The organism is Magnetococcales bacterium, assembly GCA_015228935.1.
In the GTDB taxonomy this organism is placed as follows: domain Bacteria; phylum Pseudomonadota; class Magnetococcia; order Magnetococcales; family DC0425bin3; genus HA3dbin3.
Genome location: JADGCO010000015.1, coordinates 18453 through 34274 on the forward strand (window position 1 = coordinate 18453; position 15822 = coordinate 34274).

The following is a 15822-nucleotide window of genomic DNA, read 5'->3' on the forward strand; positions in this document are numbered from 1 at the left end:
CGGCAAACAGGGTTTCACAGGCCGGGGCGACCATGCTTTCCACGTACTCTCCCAGACGATTGCCCATGTCGCCGAGCTGTTTGTCCACCCGATCGATCTGGGCATCGAGCCTGATGCTGCTTTCGGCAAGGTAGTCCAATTTTTTTTGAATACGCGCATGTTCAGCCTCTGATTTTTCCGTCACCCGGTCCAGGGTGGCCCAAATCTTGTCGAAAACAGCTTGATAATCCATAATTGTCTCCCTGGGTTCTTTTTTCGGTTGGGATCATCCATCGACCTGATTCCAGGTGCGTGGCTTGAATGACATCGAATTGAGAAGGCGTACCGTATCCCCGGATGGGGCAATGACGAAAAGCCCGGCCTTCATGGCCATTTGGGCGACATGGTCCGGAATGACCATGCCGGCGACGGCACCCATGATGTGCATGTTGGCATAGGTCGGAAAAAAAATGGGTACCTTGGGCAGTTTTTTCAAAAATTTTTTGATATGTTTTTCGGTCAGTTTGGATTTGGTCTCCACCACGACCAGCAGGTGATCGTTGATGACGGTCAGATCCAGTTCCATGCTGTCGCCATGCCGCCGGACACGGCGATTCGGGCTGACTTCATGCACGGGTATGCCGCGCTCGGCAAACAGGGTTTCACAGGCCGGGGCGACCATGCTTTCCACGTACTCTCCCAGGCGATTGCCCATCTCTCCGAGCTGTTTGTCCACCCGGTCGATCTGGGCATCCACTCTGGCGCTACGTTCGGCACTGATTTTGGCGAAGTCGTCCATTTTTTTTTGAATACGAATATGTTCAGCCTCTGACCTGAGTTGACTTGCTGTTATTTGTTTTTGTTCTTCCGTTATCTGGTCAATTTTTTCCGCAATCCGGTCATGTTTTTCCGTCACCCGGTCCAGAGTGGCCCAAATTTTGTCATAAACAGCTTGATAATCCATGATTGTCTCCCTGGGTTCTTTTTTCGGTTGGGATCATCCATCGACCTGATTCCAGGTGCGTGGCTTGAATGACATTGAATTGAGAAGGCGTACCGTATCTCCGGATGGGGCGATGACGAAAAGCCCGGCCTTCATGGCCATTTGGGCGACATGGTCCGGAATGACCATGCCGGCGACGGCACCCATGATGTGCATGTTGGCATAGGTCGGGAAAAAAAGACGATTGCCCATCTCCCCGAGCTGTTTGTCCACCCGATCGATCTGGGCATCCACTCTGGCGCTGCGTTCGGCACTGCTTTTGGCGAAGTCATCCATTTTTTTTTGAATACGAATATGTTCAGCCTCTGATCTGAGTTGACTTGCTGTTATTTGTTTTTGTTCTTCCGTTATCTGGTCCAGAGTGGCCCAAATCTTGTCGAAAACAGCTTGATAATCCATGATTGTCTCCCTGGGCTTATTTTGTTCACTTCGTCAAATGCGACCATTTTGTAAAATTTTTGCAAAATCCATGGCCGGCATGGGTTTGGCGTAATAAAACCCCTGGATTTCATCACAGCCCATCTCTTTCAAAAACTTCACCTCTTCGCTGGTTTCGGCCCCCTCGGCGACGACCCGCAGGTTCAACTGCCGGGCCATGTGCAGGATGGCGGAAACAATGGCCTGGAGATCCTGGTTCGTTCCCAGACCGGAAATAAAGGAACGGTCGATCTTGAGAATCTGAATGGGGAGATTTTTCAGGGAACCAAGGGAGGAATAACCGGTGCCGAAATCGTCCACCGAGATCCAGACGCCCAGCCCCCGGATCCGTTCCAGGGTTGTGACGGCATCCTTGATATTTTCCATCATCATGCTTTCGGTGATTTCCAGTTCCAGATACTCGGGTGGCAATCCTGTTGCAGCCAGTACCCCGCTGATGGTGGCGAACAGTTTTTCACCTTGTTTCAGTTGCCGGACCGACAGGTTGACGGAAACACGACACGGTTTGAATCCGGCATCGATCCAGTTTTTGTTTTGTCGGCAGGCCATGGTCAACACCTGGTTGCCGATGGCGACGATCAAACCGGTTTGTTCGGCCACCGGGATGAATTTGGCGGGCGAGACGATGCCCTCATCTGGTTGTTGCCAGCGTACCAGGGCTTCCATGCCGACCACTTCCCCGGATACCGGATTGACCTTCGGCTGGTAGTGGAGCAGAAATTCATTCCGTTCCAAACCCTGTTGCAGGGATTTTTCAATTTTCAGTCGTTCCATGGCCTCGGAGGTCATGGCCGGTTCGAAAAAGCGGAAGGTGGAACGTCCGGCATGTTTGGCATGATACATGGCCATGTCGGCATGGGTGAGCAGGTCATTTGGATCCACCGCGTCACGCGGATAAATGGCAACCCCGATGCTGCCGGAGATGCGACCCTCGCCTGCCACCAGAAAAAACGGTCTTGCCAACTCTTCGAGGATGCGCCGTATGACATATTCCACGTAGAAAAGGTGGGTCAGCTTGGGCAGGATGATGGTAAATTCATCACCACCCAGGCGGGCCACCGTATCGGAGGTGCGCACACAGGCGGAGATGCGGCGCGCCGCTTCCTGCAAAAGTTGATCCCCCGCCTTGTGGCCCAGGGTATCGTTGACCTTCTTGAAACCATCAAGATCCAGAAACATCAGGATCACTTCGGTCCGGTTGCGTTTTGCCGTATTGATGGCAAGTTCCAGCCGGTCCCGGAACAAAACCCGGTTGGGCAGCCCGGTCAATTCATCGAGTTCGGCCTGTTGCTGGATACGGATTTCCAGTTTTTTCCGCTCGATGATCCCTGCCATGGTGTAGGCCACGGATTCCAGAAATTCCAGTTCGTCAGGCTCGGAGCGATGGTTGGCATTCACATACAGGTTGATGACGCCCAGGATTTGGGTGCCGGATTTGATCGGCACGCAGTAGTGTCCGTGATCGGGCATGCCCGGGTATTGGATTTCATGTCGCGCATCGACCTGGGAGCTGAAAAGAAGTTTTCCGCTCAGGGCCGCTTTTCCGCACAGGCACTCTCCGAGACGCAGACGCTGACATCTGCCCAATAACTCCTGGCCAAAATTCCGGTGCGCGATCAGCTCCAGCATGCCGGTCGCCTGATTCACCAGAAAGACCGATCCCTTGGGGTACAGCGCAAACCAGGGCACCGTAAAGATGATGTCCAGCAAGGTGCCCAGCATCTGTTCGAATTTTTGGGAAATCAGCGTGGTCTCCAGCAGTTTATTGATCACCATCCTGGAGTCGTAATTGCGTTTGATGATCGCGGCCTGTTGCTTGCCGAATGCAATCTCTTTCTGCAACAGTTCGGTCTGGTGGATGATCGTCTCCCGGTATTCCCGCAAAAGTTCCTGGTGGACGAAAATTTGATGCCGGAGTTCATGAGTATTTTGGAGAGTATGTCGTTGAGCCATGTCCTGACGGTTGGCAATGGCAAACAAGCCAACCTTGATGTTCAGGGTGATCACCCGGAACAGTTTGGTCGTTTCGATGGGAATCTCCGTCCGGGAAAACAGGATGATCGCAAACAGATTGCCATCGGGAAGGATGCCTCCAAAACCCAGAACCGACTTGACCTGCATCGGTTCGACAAACTCTTTCTGGGCCGGGATATATTGGCTGCCCAGGGCATTCCTGACAAAAAAAACACCAAAACTCTGCTGCCCCAGATCCACGAGCAGTTCGGGGTCCGGATTCAGGATGACATCGATGTCCAGGCCGATCTGTTTGAGCAATTGTGAAATCATGGGAATGTTGGTAATGAATTCCTTGTCGATGAAGGGAATGACCAGATGGTTGAGGGATGCGGCGGGATCGTTCCATGCGGGTCGCAGTCCCCTGGTCGCCAACAGCGTCAAACATTTCATGTGTGGATCCGGAGTGGCGACCGCCAGGGATCGATTGACGATTTCCTGCACATGTTCATCAAGATGGGCGTATTGTCTGGTCATGAAAAAACGGGCCAGGACGCATGATCTCTCTTGTGACTGGTCATCGATGAGTTGATCAAAGAAAAATTGTACCAGGGTGTTGGCAAACTCCCCGGCATCCCGGCACTCTCTGGCAAATTTGTTGACGGCCTGATCCATGTGGCCGATTTCCATGAGTCCCATGTTTTTCAGATTGAACGACACTTTTTTCTCCCGATTCCTGGTTTGCGCGACCTGTTTTTCGATCCAGCCGCTCAAGCAGCACACTCTCCCCGTTGCCATTCCGACTGCATGCTGACAAATTATACAACCGATGGTGATGTCTGCAAAATTTTCAATTTTTCAACCATATTTTCAAGAGGACACATGGCCAGATTGCTGACAGGGACCCAGATGGCGGCAGCCGACCGGCGCACGATCGAGGAACTTGGTCTGCCGGGTATCGTGTTGATGGAAAATGCCGGGGCAGGCGTGGTGGAGACCATTTGGCGGCAGGTGTCCGATCTGGCCCAGCGCCGCGTGGTGGTGGTGGCGGGATTGGGCAACAATGGTGGGGATGGTTTTGTTGTGGCCCGGCGTTTGTTGCAAAGTGGCGTCAGGGTGCGGGTGTTTCTGCTTGGCGAGGGAGAACGCCTGCGCGGGGATGCCCTGACCAATTATCGGGTCTTTGTCGGTCTGGGTGGACAATGCCAGTCGGTGACGGGTCCGGATGGTCTGGCCCTCCTGCAAGGTGCCCTGGCCCACGCCGGGGTGGTGGTGGATGCCCTGTTCGGGACCGGTTTGCAACGGGAGATCACCGGCCTGTTTGCCGAGGTGATTCAGGCGATCAATCGGAGTGGCAAACCGGTTCTGGCCGTGGATTTGCCTTCGGGGGTGGCGGCGGATGACGGTCGGGTATTGGGGGTGGCGGTACGGGCGGATTGGACCGTCACCTTCGCTGCCGAAAAAATCGGCCATCGAACCCATCCCGGGGCGGCCCTTTGCGGCAAGGTGATTTTGATTCCCATCGGTATTCCCCAAACATATCTGGAAATTCCAGAACATCGGGTGGGACGCAACCTGCCGGCGGACCTGACGATTCCAGGGCGGGATCCGGATGGCCACAAGGGACGCTTCGGACATTTGTTGATTTTTGCCGGTCGCCGTGGCAAGACCGGTGCGGCCATTCTGGCGACCCGGGGGGCGTTACGCACCGGACCGGGACTGGTCACCCTCGCCATACCGGAGCCGGTTTTGCCCCTGGTGGCACCCGGTTTGTTGGAAGCGATGACCCTTCCCTTGCCGGTTGTGCCGGCGACCGGGGAGGTTGTCGGTGCAGCCCTGCCGGAGGTCGTGGTCGCCGCCGGTGTGCGTCCCACCGCCATGGCCATGGGACCGGGCCTGGGGACGGACCCCGAGGTGTTGCAGGGGTTACGTGCCCTGTGTAGCCATTTTGACGTGCCGGTGGTGCTGGATGCCGATGCCTTGAACCTTTTGGCCGCCTCCCCGGATGGGGTCCACACCCTGACCCGGGAACGCCGTTCCCCCCTGGTGCTGACGCCCCATCCCGGTGAAATGGCCCGTCTGGTGCAAAGCGATGTTGCCGGGGTGCAGCGTGACCGGTTGGGGATGGCAACCCGTTGGGCCGTGACCTGGGGGGTCTGGGTGGTCCTGAAAGGGGCCGGCACGGTGATCGCCGCCCCGGATGGCACGGCCTGGATCAACGACACCGGCAATCCCGGCATGGCCGCCGGGGGCAGCGGTGATCTCCTTACCGGTATTGTGGGTGGTCTGTTGGCACAAGGATGGCCGGTGGCCAGTGCGGTGCGGGGCGGGGTGTGGTTGCATGGTGCCGCCGGCGATGCCGTGGCCGCCGAATGCGGCAGTGCCGGCCTGCTGGCCTCGGATTTGTTGCCGCATCTGCAACGGTTGCGTCATGAGATGAAATAAAAAAATATTACTGTTCCCAATCTTCCAATGGCAACGCATTGACCCGTTGGAATTCGCGTGTGTTATGAGTGACCAATATGGCTTCCAGCGACCGGGCATGGGCAGCAATCAGCGTATCATGGTGGCCTATCGGTTGGCCGCTACGAAGCAGATCGCAACGTATCTGGGCTGCCATGATTGATTGATCGTTGCCAAAATCCAAAACTCGAATGTGCTTCAGGAAGTTGGCCAAATTGGCACGATTTTTTTGTGGTTGCCTTGAGTTGCAAACACCGAATTCCAGTTCATACCGGACAATTTGCGATATCGCGATTTCATTGGGGGAAATCTGGAGCAGATGCTGGCGCAAAGAGGGCGGATTGCCGTTGATGATACCGATGCAGGCATTGGTGTCCAACATGTAGCGAATCATGGGAATGTTTTTCTGGGTACATCGGCGGACATCTCGCCGGAAATTGTGAAATCAGTACTGAAACCACTGAATCCTTCGATAAAACCTTCCCAGGAACTCGTGCAAGGCGTCAAAATAAGTGAGTTGCCGGACTTGGAAATGAAAACCTCATCCGTATCCAGGCGAAACTGCTCAGGCAAACGGATTGTCTGGCTGCCGCCGCTGATAAACACCTTGGCCATAACGGTTTGCATCAACGCCTCCTTCCCATTGTGGATGGGCAATGGCATACAGTCGGTCTTCTTGTAAAGCCATGGAATATCGATCCTTTGGACACACCGGCCGGACGGTGTCGGTTTTCACTCTGGGTGGCATGCGTTTTTTGCATGTCTGGGACCAGCCGGCGGAGGTGTTGCCGGACGACAGCCTGGAGAATGCTTTTCAGGTAATTGTAACTGCTATCGAAGCCGGGTGCAATCTGATCGAAACGGCCCAGGGATATCCCAAAAGCGAGGGGTTGATCGGCCATGCCCTGCGCCATCTGCCACCGCGTATGCGCGGCCGGTACCAACTCATGGGCAAGGGATTGATTACAGACCCTCCGGGGGCGATGCGTGACAATCTGGAACTGACCTTGCGGCGTCTGGGAGTGAGTCGTCTGGATTTTTACGCCGTGCATGGCATCAACACGGCGGCGGATTATCAAAAAACCTTTGCACCCCAGGGGTGCCTGGCTGTCCTGGAACAGGCACGTGCCGAAGGATTGATCGGGCATCTGGGCTTTTCTTCGCATGCCCCGTTGCCCTTGATGCTGCAAACCCTGAGTACCGCCGCCTTTGATTTTTTCAATGTGCATTATTATGCCCTGCAATCCGGCAACTGGCCGGCCCTGGCTTTGGCGGCGGCCCTGGGCATGGGGGTTCTCATCATTTCGCCCAACGACAAGGGGGGGATGCTCTATCAACCCTCCGCACGGCTGCAACGCCTCACCGCTCCCCTGCATCCGGTCAACTACAACGAACGCTGGCTCCTGGCCCATCCCGAGGTGCATACATTGAGTCTGGGTCTGAGCGATCCGGCCCAGATGGCGATTCATCTGCAAAGCCTCACTCCCCAGCCCTGGTGGGGTGCTGCCGAACGGGCCGCCGAGCGTCGTTTGCAAGCTGCCGTGCAGGGGTCTGGCCTGGAACGGTGCCGGATCCACTGCCAACGCTGTCTGCCCTGCCCGGAAAAAATTGATATTCCGGAGTTGCTGCGGCTTTTGAAACTGGCGGTGTGTTATGACATGGTTGAATTTGGTCGCTATCGTTATGGCAACATGCAACCCGACAATCGTTGGGTTCCGGGTGCCAAGGGGGTGGCGTGCAACCGGTGTGGGGAGTGTCTGCCCCGTTGTCCGGAGGGGTTGGCCATTCCGGACCGGATGCTGGAAGTTCACAACCTGCTGACAGGCGACGAAAGGGATGATCCATGAGCCGTTTTTCCCAGACCAATGAAGATCTGAGCCAGCCCGGTCCCGGCCCGGGAGAAGCGCTCCGTTCTGCACCGAACCCAGGTCCGGATCTGTGGCGTTTCAAGACCTACGGACGCAAGCAGGGACATTTGACCGGGTCGGAAAGGGGACGGCTCGAAGAAATATTGCCCGGCCAGTGTCTGGAAGCGGCTTCCGGGCGGGAAATATTTTTGCAACAATGGGGGGCGGAACCGGTTGCGGAACATTTGTGGGTGGAGATTGGTTTTGGCAATGGGGATTATCTGGCCCATCTGGCCGGTCGCCATCCCCGGGATGCCCTGATCGGCATCGAGGTGTTTCTCGAAGGGATTGCCTCCCTGCTGCGCAAACTGGCAGCCAACGGACAGCGCAATGTGCGCGTGGTTCGTGGCCATGCCCATCCCATTCTGCGTGACCTGTTGCCGGATGCCAGCATTGACCGGGTGATCATCAACTTTCCCGATCCCTGGCCCAAAAAGCGCCATCACAAACGTCGCCTGATCCAAACGGAATTTCTTGATTTGTTGGCGTTGAAAATGCGCCCCCAGGGCCGTCTCACCCTGGCGACCGATTGGCAGGAGTATGCCGAATGGATGGCCGCGACCATCAGTGTTCATCCGGCCTTTGTGGGCGGTCCGTCGGCTCCTCCGGAAGAGTGGATCGTCACCCGCTTTCAGGAAAAAGGCCACCTGGCTGGTCGCCCGACGTTTTATTTTTCATATGTAAGGAATTGAAAAGATTCACCAATATTTTTCAACATGCAGATTGCCGGGTTCCTTGCGGCTGCCGGGATCGAAGCCCCATGCCTGGAAAGTCTGCATGCCATCTTCCACCAGATCGGGATGGCCGCATAAAAAAATGTGGGTGTGGGCCGGATCCGGGGCAAAACCGCTGATTTCCTGCAAACGTTCCGGGGTGAACCATTCGGTCAGGCGACCGGTGCGACCTTGCCAACCGGTCTCCTCCTGGGGGCGGGAGACGACCGGGGCATAACGAACGGTGGGACATTTCTGGCTGAGGGCTTCGAGATCGGCGCGATAGCCCAGGTCCCAGGAGTGGCTGGCACCATGCAGAATGGCCAGGGGCATGGCAGGACACCGGGTGGCCATGGCCAGGGTGCGCACCATGCTGAGATAGGGAGCCAGTCCCGTTCCCGTGGCCACCAACAGAATGTTCTGTCCCGGGGGAACCCGGTCCAGGGTAAACATGCCCGTGGCTTTGGGTCCCACGAAAAGCCGATCCCCGGTTTTGAGGGCAAAAAGGCGCGGCGTCAATTGACCACCGGTCACCAGGGCAATATAAAATTCCAGATAATCGGTCTCGTGGCTGCCGGAACTGATGGAGTAGGCCCGGCGAATCAGGCGGTCGGCCTTCTCCGGCGGGACGGTTTCCGGATCGGCATCCGCCACCCGGGGGGCAGCCTGCCGCAGACCCAGGACCGTGAATTGCCCCGGTACGAAAGAGATCGGAAAATCCGGTCGAATCCGCAGAATGATCAGGCGGGGAGAAATGTCCAGTCGTTGGATCAATGTGGCATTGTCGGGTGTGGCGGTCATGGTGGCCTGTTTCCTGATGTCTGGTCTCCGAAACCTTGCCGTGGCGCGGTCGGAATGTTATAGGATGGTCGCATGATACACGATCAACAAGTTGGCAAGGGAGAGGTGATTCGCACCCTGTTGGAACGGGAGGGGCGGGTCATGCTCTGTGTGGACGCCACCTGCAAAGGGGTGGAGGTGCCGCGCCGCTTTGCCTCGGACACCGGTTTGCGCCTGGTCCTCAATACCAAAATGCCCCAATCCATCGAAATCGGTCTCCGGACCGTCGAGTCCGAGTTGCGCTTTGGCGGCATTCCGCATTATTGCATCATTCCCTATGAGGCGCTGTGGGGGGCGTTCAATCCCGATTCGGGGCAGGGCATGTTGTGGCCGGAGGCCATGCCGGAACAGCTTCGCAAAGGTTATTTCGCCGCCCAGAATGTCGTCGGTGACAAACAGGGTTCCAGCCAGGTCACTCCCTTGGGCATCGTGCCGGCGGTGCAGGGTGCTGCAGCCGGGGAGGGGCAGGCCGGGGAAGGTCGCGAACAGCGCGAAAGCGAGGAACGACCCAAACTTGCCGTCATTCAGGGGTGCGTCAACCCGGATGCGGCTCCACCACCCGATGGCAAAAAAAAATCCTCTGCCCGCAATCATCTGCGTCTCGTCAAATAAATCATTGAGAGAGTCCTTTCATGATCGCACGGCTGCGGGGTGTGTTGGCGGATAAGCAGCCCAACCAGGTTCTGGTGGATGTGGGAGGGGTCGGGTATCGGGTTTTCATTCCCTTTTCCACCTACACGCAGTTGCCCAATGTGGGCGAAGCCGCCGAACTGTGGACCGTTACTTTCGTTCGGGAAGATTTGATTCACCTGTATGGTTTTGCCACTCAGGAAGAAAAGGTCCTATTTAATTTATTGATCGGGGTTTCCGGGGTGGGGGGTCGCCTGGCCCTGGCTGTTCTTTCGACGCTTGCCCCTGCCGTCATTCTGGACGCCCTGGCCCGGGAGGATGTGACCACCCTCAGCCGGGTACCCGGCATCGGCAAAAAAACCGCCCAGCGTTTGGCCATGGAATTGAAAGAGAAGGTGGCCACGGTGGCCTGTTCCATCTCCCCCACGGCCAATCTTCCCGGACCTCCCGGATCCAACACCCCATCGCCTCCCGCGCTCCTGAAGGCAGAATTGACCTCGGCCCTGATCAATCTTGGCTTCAAGCCCGCCCAGGTCGAACAAACCCTGCGCCGGGTTCTTACCCAGGATACCGTGCGTCTGGAGGACGGATTGCGTCTGGCCCTGAGGGATTTGTCGGCCTGAAAAGCAACCGTACCTCATCCTGTCAAGGATCTTTCTCTCCCCATTCTCAAGAGTATTGAGCGTCAGACGAAGATGAAAATCAGGTAATGTAGGAGGTGTTTTATGGAAATTCGGCATTACCCGGCCATTCTCTACCGTAGACGCATCCTTATCCGAACAGAAATTCCCTGCCGATGGGTTCGGCTTAATCTTTCCATGGCCGAGACCTTGGTATTGCAGGTCGATCATGCTGCCAAGGCATTGGGCATGAACCGGTCCGGGTACCTGGCCGAAGCGGCGCGACAGATGCTGTCCAGGAGTACTTGATTGTCATGATTCGAGGAATGCGTCCACAGGCAGACCTGACTGACGTATGATGGCCCGCAGGGTACCACGGTCCAGTTGTTTGTGATCGGGCACCACCAGTTGCGAGAAAGGGTTATTCCGTTGCACCACCATATGGCTGCCCTTTTGGCGCATCAACCGAAAGCCGTAGCGTTCCAATATGGCCAAGCATTCGCGACCGGAAAGTTGTGGCAGTCGGTTCACACAGCTACCAATAGGATTTCAAACTGTTCATCTGGTACCGGGGCATGTTTTTCTTCAAGGACTTCAATATATACCTCAATGGCTTCCCGGATATTGACGATGGCATCCCCTCTGGTTTTTCCCTGACTGACGCAACCGGGCAGGCTGGGGCACTCTGCCACCCAAAAGCCGTCATCACCAGGATAGATGATCACTTGTCGCATGCCGGCATCCTTCCAACGTTCCGTTCCATTCTCGATACGCAAGTTTGATAAGTCCCAACCGGAACCCTGTCCGGGAAGGAAGGGCAACGCCGCTTCCTTCCCGGGTGGATTCACACTCCGAGTCACCTCGTAGGTTCAGAAATTTTCAAACTCATCCTCTTTGCCGGAGCCATGCGCGTCATTCATATCCAGATCAACTCCCGATGCGGCTCCCTTGCCGTGGGTTGCCGATGCCGCCGGTTTTTTGGTGCCTGGTTTTTTGGCTGCCGGTTTGGCATGGGTGAGTTGCAAGGGGGCGGCTGATTTTTGTGAGGTGGAGGGCGCTTTTGGGGTGCTGGGCGCTTTTTTGGCCATTTTGGGTTTGGCGGAACCGTGCGACCCTTCGCCGGTCCGGAAAAAGCCGATGGCCTGCGCGAGAATATCGGCCTGGGCAGAGAGTTCTTCGGAGGTGGCGGCCATCTCTTCCGAGGCTCCGGCGTTTTGCTGGATCACCTGGTCCAACTGCTGAATGGCGGAATTGATCTGTTGTGCCCCCTGGGTTTGTTCCTGACTGGAGGCGGCAATACCCTGAATCAGTTCCGCAGTCTTGCGAATGTCCGGCACGAGCTTGCTGATGATCCCACCCGCCCGTTCCGCCACCTGCACGCTGGAAGCGGAGAGCTGACTGATCTCTCCGGCGGCCAGTTGGCTTCGTTCGGCCAGTTTGCGGACTTCCGCCGCCACCACCGCGAACCCCTTGCCATGCTCACCGGCCCGGGCCGCTTCGATGGCCGCATTCAGGGCGAGGAGGTTGGTCTGCCGGGCAATTTCTTCGATGATGCTGATCTTGCTGGCAATCTGCTTCATGGCGGTCACGGCTTCGTTGACGGCGTTGCCGCCATCTTCGGCATCCTTGGAGGCAATCCGGGCAATTTTTTCGGTGGTCTGGGATGTTTCGGTATTGTTGGCAATGTTGGCCGACATTTGCTCCATGGCGGCGGAGGTCTCTTCGACCGAGGCGGCCTGTTCGGTGGCCCCCTGGGAGAGATTCTGGGCGCTGTCGGAAAGCTCGTTGCTGCCGGCGGCAACATTGTCGGATGCGTTGCGCACATCATTGACCACTTCCCGCAATTTTTCCACCATGGCGCGCATTGCCTCAGACAGCTTGCCCAGTTCATCCTGCCGGCGTTCAACGTTGATGTTTTGGGTCAGATCGCCATTGGCCAGGGCCGTGGCCAGTCTGACCCCGGCATCCAGGGGAGCTGTGATGGAGCGGGAGATGAGGGCACCCATGCCCATGCCCAGAATCACGGCGATGACGATGAGGATGATCATCAGGTTGCGACTGCTTTCGTATATGACCGTATTTTCATCCGAGACGGCTTTGGCACGCCCTTCCTTCACCTTGGCCAATTCAGCCACCAGACCATCCACCACATTCAGCTTTTCGCGTCCCTTGCCAAAGCTGAGTTCCACTGCGGCCTTGTTTTTGGCGGCATCTTCGCCTTGTGCCTGACGAATGACTTCCTCATGCACCGCTTTCCATTCGGAAATGGCAGTATCCAGTTTGGCCAGGAGTTCCTTGCCTTTTTCGGTGTACAACTTGGATTTTGCCGTATTGAAATCATCTTGTAGTGCCTTGAAAAGCTCGGGCAACCGGGACGTATAGCGATCCTTTTGTTCCTTGCTGGTCGAGAGCAGGTAATTTTTTTCCGCCCGCACAACATTGAGAACATCAATGTTGATTTCCTTGATGGCGCTCATTCCCAGCAATTCGACTTCATAAAGCCTGGTGTCGGCGGCATCTATTTCGCCCATGTTGCTGATTCCCACCCAGCCCACGATGCCCATCATGATGGAGATGAGTAAAAATGCCATGGTCAGTTTGGCACCGACCTTCATGTCCAGAATCCACTGCATGTGTAATTCCCCTGTATTTGGAATGGCTACAAAAACACCCGGGTTTGGTCTGTGTTGCGATGCATGACCCATGGAGGCTCGAATCAATGCACCGCCTGCTGCATGGACATGAGATCCTCATTGGAAAAGACCCGGTTGATGTCGAGGATCATGATGAACTGGTTGTCATGCTTGCCCATGCCCTTGAGAAATTCGCTGCGCAGATTGGTGCCGATTTTGGGGGCTGGCTCGATTTTGTCATGATCGATGTCCATGACTTCCTTGACGGAGTCAGCCAGGGCACCGATCTGCCGGACCGTCTCGTCCTGGACGATTTCGACGATGATGATGCAGGTATTGACGGTCCGTTCGGACTCGGCCATGCTGAATTTCATGCGCATATCGACCACGGGGACCACCTTTCCCCGCAGATTGATGATGCCGCGCATGAATTCGGGCGTGCGCGGCACATGGGTGATGGCGGTATATTCCAAAACCTCGCGCACCTTGGCAATATCCACGGCAAAAATTTCGTTGTCGAGGGTGAAGGTCAAATATTGGGTACAGGCCAATTCCTCTCCCCGTGTCCTGCTGGCGTGCATGTCAGTCTTTGCCAAGACGTTGCCTGTTTCTTCGTTCATGGTTCCCCTCCCTTGTCATTGAATCTTTTTTTGATCCACCTTGGCCAGTTGGTCCGGAATGGCCTGTGTTACTGAATCTCTTTTTGATCCACCTTGGCCAGTTGATCCAGAATGGCTTGAACAATACGGTCCGGCTGGAATTTCGGGATGAAATCATCGGCTCCCATTTGTTTGGCCTTGTAGGCGTTCGATTGATTGCTCAAGGAACTGTGCAGGGCCAGATGAATTCCGGCCAGCTTTGGATTGGCCTTGACCTTCCGGGTAAAGGTGAACCCATCCATGATGGGCATTTCGATATCGGAAAAAATGATGGTATACGGGCATTTTTCCCCGCCGGAGACCGAGCTTTCCAGTTTTTTCAGTGCTTTTTCGGCATTTTCCACCACCGTATGCCGGATGCCCATTTGACTCAGAGCCGAGCTGATCAGTTGGCGGGCGGCCCGCGAGTCGTCCACGGCCATGATCTGGTGTTCCGTGCGGACGACCTCGGCGGCCTTCTGCACCAGATCATCCGATACCTTGTCTTCAATACCGATGATTTCGCTTAAAATTTTCTCCACATCCAAAATCTGGATGGGTTGATCGCCTTCGTAGGTGATGGCGGTCAGAAAGCTGTCGTCGTACACCTCCCCTTCGGGGCTGATGATGTCGTCCCAGCTTTTGTGGACCAGAAGATTGGGTTGGGAAATCAGGAATCCCTGGACGGAGGTGCTGTATTCGCACACCATGACGTAACTGATTTCATGTCCAAAATGGATGGGTTCCAATCCCAGGGCCTGGGAAAGGTCAATCAGGGAGATGGCAGAGCCGCGAAAATCGATGGTCCCCTTGATAGCCGGATGGGATTGGGGAATTCGTGTCACGGTTTTGGGACATTCGAGGAGTTCGATGATCTTGAAGACATTGAGGCCGTACAACTGCTTGTCGGTCAGGAAAAAAGTCAGCATCTCCATTTCGTTACTGAAAGCCAGATTGGTCCTCTGGTCAACTTCCGACATCAAATCATCCATGGCATCCCCTCCCCCGAGCGTGGTCTGAAAAATGTGTCTTTGCAGGAGTGTCGAGCATACAAAAAATTTATGGTCGATGCCTGAAAAAATATTTTTTCAAACTGGTGGAACCAAATCGCATGTTATCCTTGCCGAGCCATATACACAAGGATGACGTGACCCTGGGTCAGCGACACCGAAAATGAAACATGGTCAGTTGTTTATGTTGTCACCACAGACTGCCTCCATTGGTCAAGAGGAATGACCATGGAAGCCCAAGAAGTGCCTGTCAGCTTGGATACCAAACGCCGGTCTGCTGTGACCATGGGGGCATTTTCACGCTCTGCCAAAGCAAGGTAATAACAGTCATAGGGTGAATGATTCAGTTCCCGGGACAAGCGATAGGCTGAGTGAGACAACCCGGCCATGGGTACCAGGGAAAAATATATGGGCAGTTCTTTCAACATCCGATGTACGAGTGCGTCAGTGGCCATATCGGCCTTCACCATTTTCCATGCCACGCTGGTTACTTCGGCCACGAGCCATTCAGGGGCAAGCATCGGCCACCCAGACATCAATACTTTCATGGCGTGTTCGCGATACGAAACATTCAAGAACCATCCTACACAAACACTGGCATCTACCACAAGCTTCATCGTCTCTCCCGGTCTTCACGAATCATGGCCACCACATCTACATCAATTTGTTTTGATCCCATGGCAGCAATTTGATCAGCAGTACTCACAAGGTAGTCCACACTTGTGAAGGCCATCCTTGCCTCACGCTCAGCATTGATCAAGTGGGCAGATTCTGGTGCCAAATCTTTCCTGGCAGCGGATAATGCCCCGATCAGGATCTCGCGTAGCGATTGTTCCAATGATTGACATTGCGCTGCCGCCCTGTCCTTGAGCTGTTTGATCATTTCATCGTCCATATTCCGGATTACCAATTCACCCATACCCAGCCTCCTCTTTTTGTCACTCTTGCCTGAATCGCATGCTGCCCGGAGCAGCCATCGAAAAAATCAACCATAT

19 protein-coding genes are annotated in these 15822 nt (G+C 55.5%); 6 read left to right on the plus strand and 13 right to left on the minus strand.

Translation table 11 applies throughout. The features are described 5' to 3' along the window. The 4 genes from HQL65_05935 to HQL65_05950 form a co-directional block, all read right to left on the minus strand. A partial coding sequence (locus HQL65_05935) for a hypothetical protein (protein ID MBF0135759.1) occupies positions 1-232 on the minus strand: 232 nt, incomplete at its 3' end. A 33-nt stretch (positions 233-265) separates the two neighbouring features. After that, positions 266-943: a hypothetical protein gene (locus tag HQL65_05940; protein MBF0135760.1), complete on the minus strand. Its 678-nt coding sequence runs from the start codon at positions 941-943 to the stop codon at positions 266-268. 33 nt (positions 944-976) lie between these two features. Then, complete coding sequence (locus HQL65_05945; GenBank protein MBF0135761.1) at positions 977-1381, minus strand: hypothetical protein; 405 nt, start codon at positions 1379-1381, stop codon at positions 977-979. Positions 1382-1414: 33 nt separating this feature from the next. Beyond that, the gene (locus HQL65_05950) at positions 1415-4147 is read right to left on the minus strand and encodes an EAL domain-containing protein (GenBank protein ID MBF0135762.1); all 2733 of its coding nucleotides are present in this window, start codon (positions 4145-4147) and stop codon (positions 1415-1417) included. 108 nt (positions 4148-4255) lie between these two features. On the opposite strand from HQL65_05950, the gene HQL65_05955 reads away from it, so the two are divergent. Next, positions 4256-5818 carry an NAD(P)H-hydrate dehydratase gene (locus HQL65_05955; GenBank protein ID MBF0135763.1) on the plus strand — a complete coding sequence of 521 codons (1563 nt, stop codon included), beginning with the start codon at positions 4256-4258 and terminating at the stop codon, positions 5816-5818. A gap of 7 nt (positions 5819-5825) precedes the next feature. Here HQL65_05955 and HQL65_05960 read toward each other — a convergent pair whose 3' ends face one another. Next, the gene (locus HQL65_05960; GenBank protein MBF0135764.1) at positions 5826-6230 is read right to left on the minus strand and encodes a type II toxin-antitoxin system VapC family toxin; all 405 of its coding nucleotides are present in this window, start codon (positions 6228-6230) and stop codon (positions 5826-5828) included. A 328-nt stretch (positions 6231-6558) separates the two neighbouring features. Here HQL65_05960 and HQL65_05965 point away from each other — a divergent pair, with 328 nt between their 5' ends. Further along, complete coding sequence (locus HQL65_05965; protein ID MBF0135765.1) at positions 6559-7683, plus strand: aldo/keto reductase; 1125 nt, start codon at positions 6559-6561, stop codon at positions 7681-7683. Next, entirely contained in the window at positions 7680-8435 is a 756-nt protein-coding gene (gene trmB, locus HQL65_05970) for a tRNA (guanosine(46)-N7)-methyltransferase TrmB (GenBank protein ID MBF0135766.1), read from the plus strand. The genes HQL65_05965 and trmB overlap by 4 nt, the downstream gene beginning before the upstream one ends. Before the next feature lie 6 nt (positions 8436-8441). Here the strand turns inward: trmB and HQL65_05975 are convergent, their stop codons facing one another. Continuing rightward, complete coding sequence (locus tag HQL65_05975; protein MBF0135767.1) at positions 8442-9257, minus strand: ferredoxin--NADP reductase; 816 nt, start codon at positions 9255-9257, stop codon at positions 8442-8444. A 72-nt stretch (positions 9258-9329) separates the two neighbouring features. Here HQL65_05975 and HQL65_05980 point away from each other — a divergent pair, with 72 nt between their 5' ends. The 3 genes from HQL65_05980 to HQL65_05990 all read left to right on the plus strand — a co-directional run bounded on the left by HQL65_05980 (position 9330) and on the right by HQL65_05990 (position 10855). Continuing rightward, positions 9330-9908: a hypothetical protein gene (locus HQL65_05980; protein ID MBF0135768.1), complete on the plus strand. Its 579-nt coding sequence runs from the start codon at positions 9330-9332 to the stop codon at positions 9906-9908. 20 nt (positions 9909-9928) lie between these two features. After that, positions 9929-10549 carry a Holliday junction branch migration protein RuvA gene (gene ruvA, locus HQL65_05985; GenBank protein MBF0135769.1) on the plus strand — a complete coding sequence of 207 codons (621 nt, stop codon included), beginning with the start codon at positions 9929-9931 and terminating at the stop codon, positions 10547-10549. Positions 10550-10651: 102 nt separating this feature from the next. Beyond that, a complete protein-coding gene (locus tag HQL65_05990) occupies positions 10652-10855 on the plus strand; it encodes a hypothetical protein (protein ID MBF0135770.1) in 204 nt (67 codons plus the stop codon). Positions 10856-10858: 3 nt separating this feature from the next. On the opposite strand, the gene HQL65_05995 is transcribed toward HQL65_05990, so the two are convergent. The 7 genes from HQL65_05995 to HQL65_06025 all read right to left on the minus strand — a co-directional run bounded on the left by HQL65_05995 (position 10859) and on the right by HQL65_06025 (position 15746). Then, positions 10859-11077: a type II toxin-antitoxin system HicA family toxin gene (locus HQL65_05995; protein MBF0135771.1), complete on the minus strand. Its 219-nt coding sequence runs from the start codon at positions 11075-11077 to the stop codon at positions 10859-10861. After that, complete coding sequence (locus tag HQL65_06000) at positions 11074-11280, minus strand: type II toxin-antitoxin system HicB family antitoxin (protein MBF0135772.1); 207 nt, start codon at positions 11278-11280, stop codon at positions 11074-11076. The genes HQL65_05995 and HQL65_06000 overlap by 4 nt, the downstream gene beginning before the upstream one ends. A gap of 135 nt (positions 11281-11415) precedes the next feature. Continuing rightward, positions 11416-13179 (minus strand): MCP four helix bundle domain-containing protein, encoded by a 1764-nt coding sequence (locus tag HQL65_06005; protein MBF0135773.1) that lies wholly within the window; start codon positions 13177-13179, stop codon positions 11416-11418. 83 nt (positions 13180-13262) lie between these two features. Further along, positions 13263-13760: a chemotaxis protein CheW gene (locus tag HQL65_06010; protein MBF0135774.1), complete on the minus strand. Its 498-nt coding sequence runs from the start codon at positions 13758-13760 to the stop codon at positions 13263-13265. A 107-nt stretch (positions 13761-13867) separates the two neighbouring features. Further along, entirely contained in the window at positions 13868-14809 is a 942-nt protein-coding gene (locus HQL65_06015) for a chemotaxis protein CheV (protein ID MBF0135775.1), read from the minus strand. A 200-nt stretch (positions 14810-15009) separates the two neighbouring features. Continuing rightward, positions 15010-15444, minus strand: coding sequence for a type II toxin-antitoxin system VapC family toxin (locus tag HQL65_06020; protein MBF0135776.1), 435 nt, complete (start codon positions 15442-15444; stop codon positions 15010-15012). Next, the gene (locus HQL65_06025) at positions 15441-15746 is read right to left on the minus strand and encodes a hypothetical protein (protein MBF0135777.1); all 306 of its coding nucleotides are present in this window, start codon (positions 15744-15746) and stop codon (positions 15441-15443) included. Before HQL65_06025 ends, HQL65_06020 begins: the two co-directional genes overlap by 4 nt. Between the last annotated feature and the right edge of the window lie 76 nt (positions 15747-15822).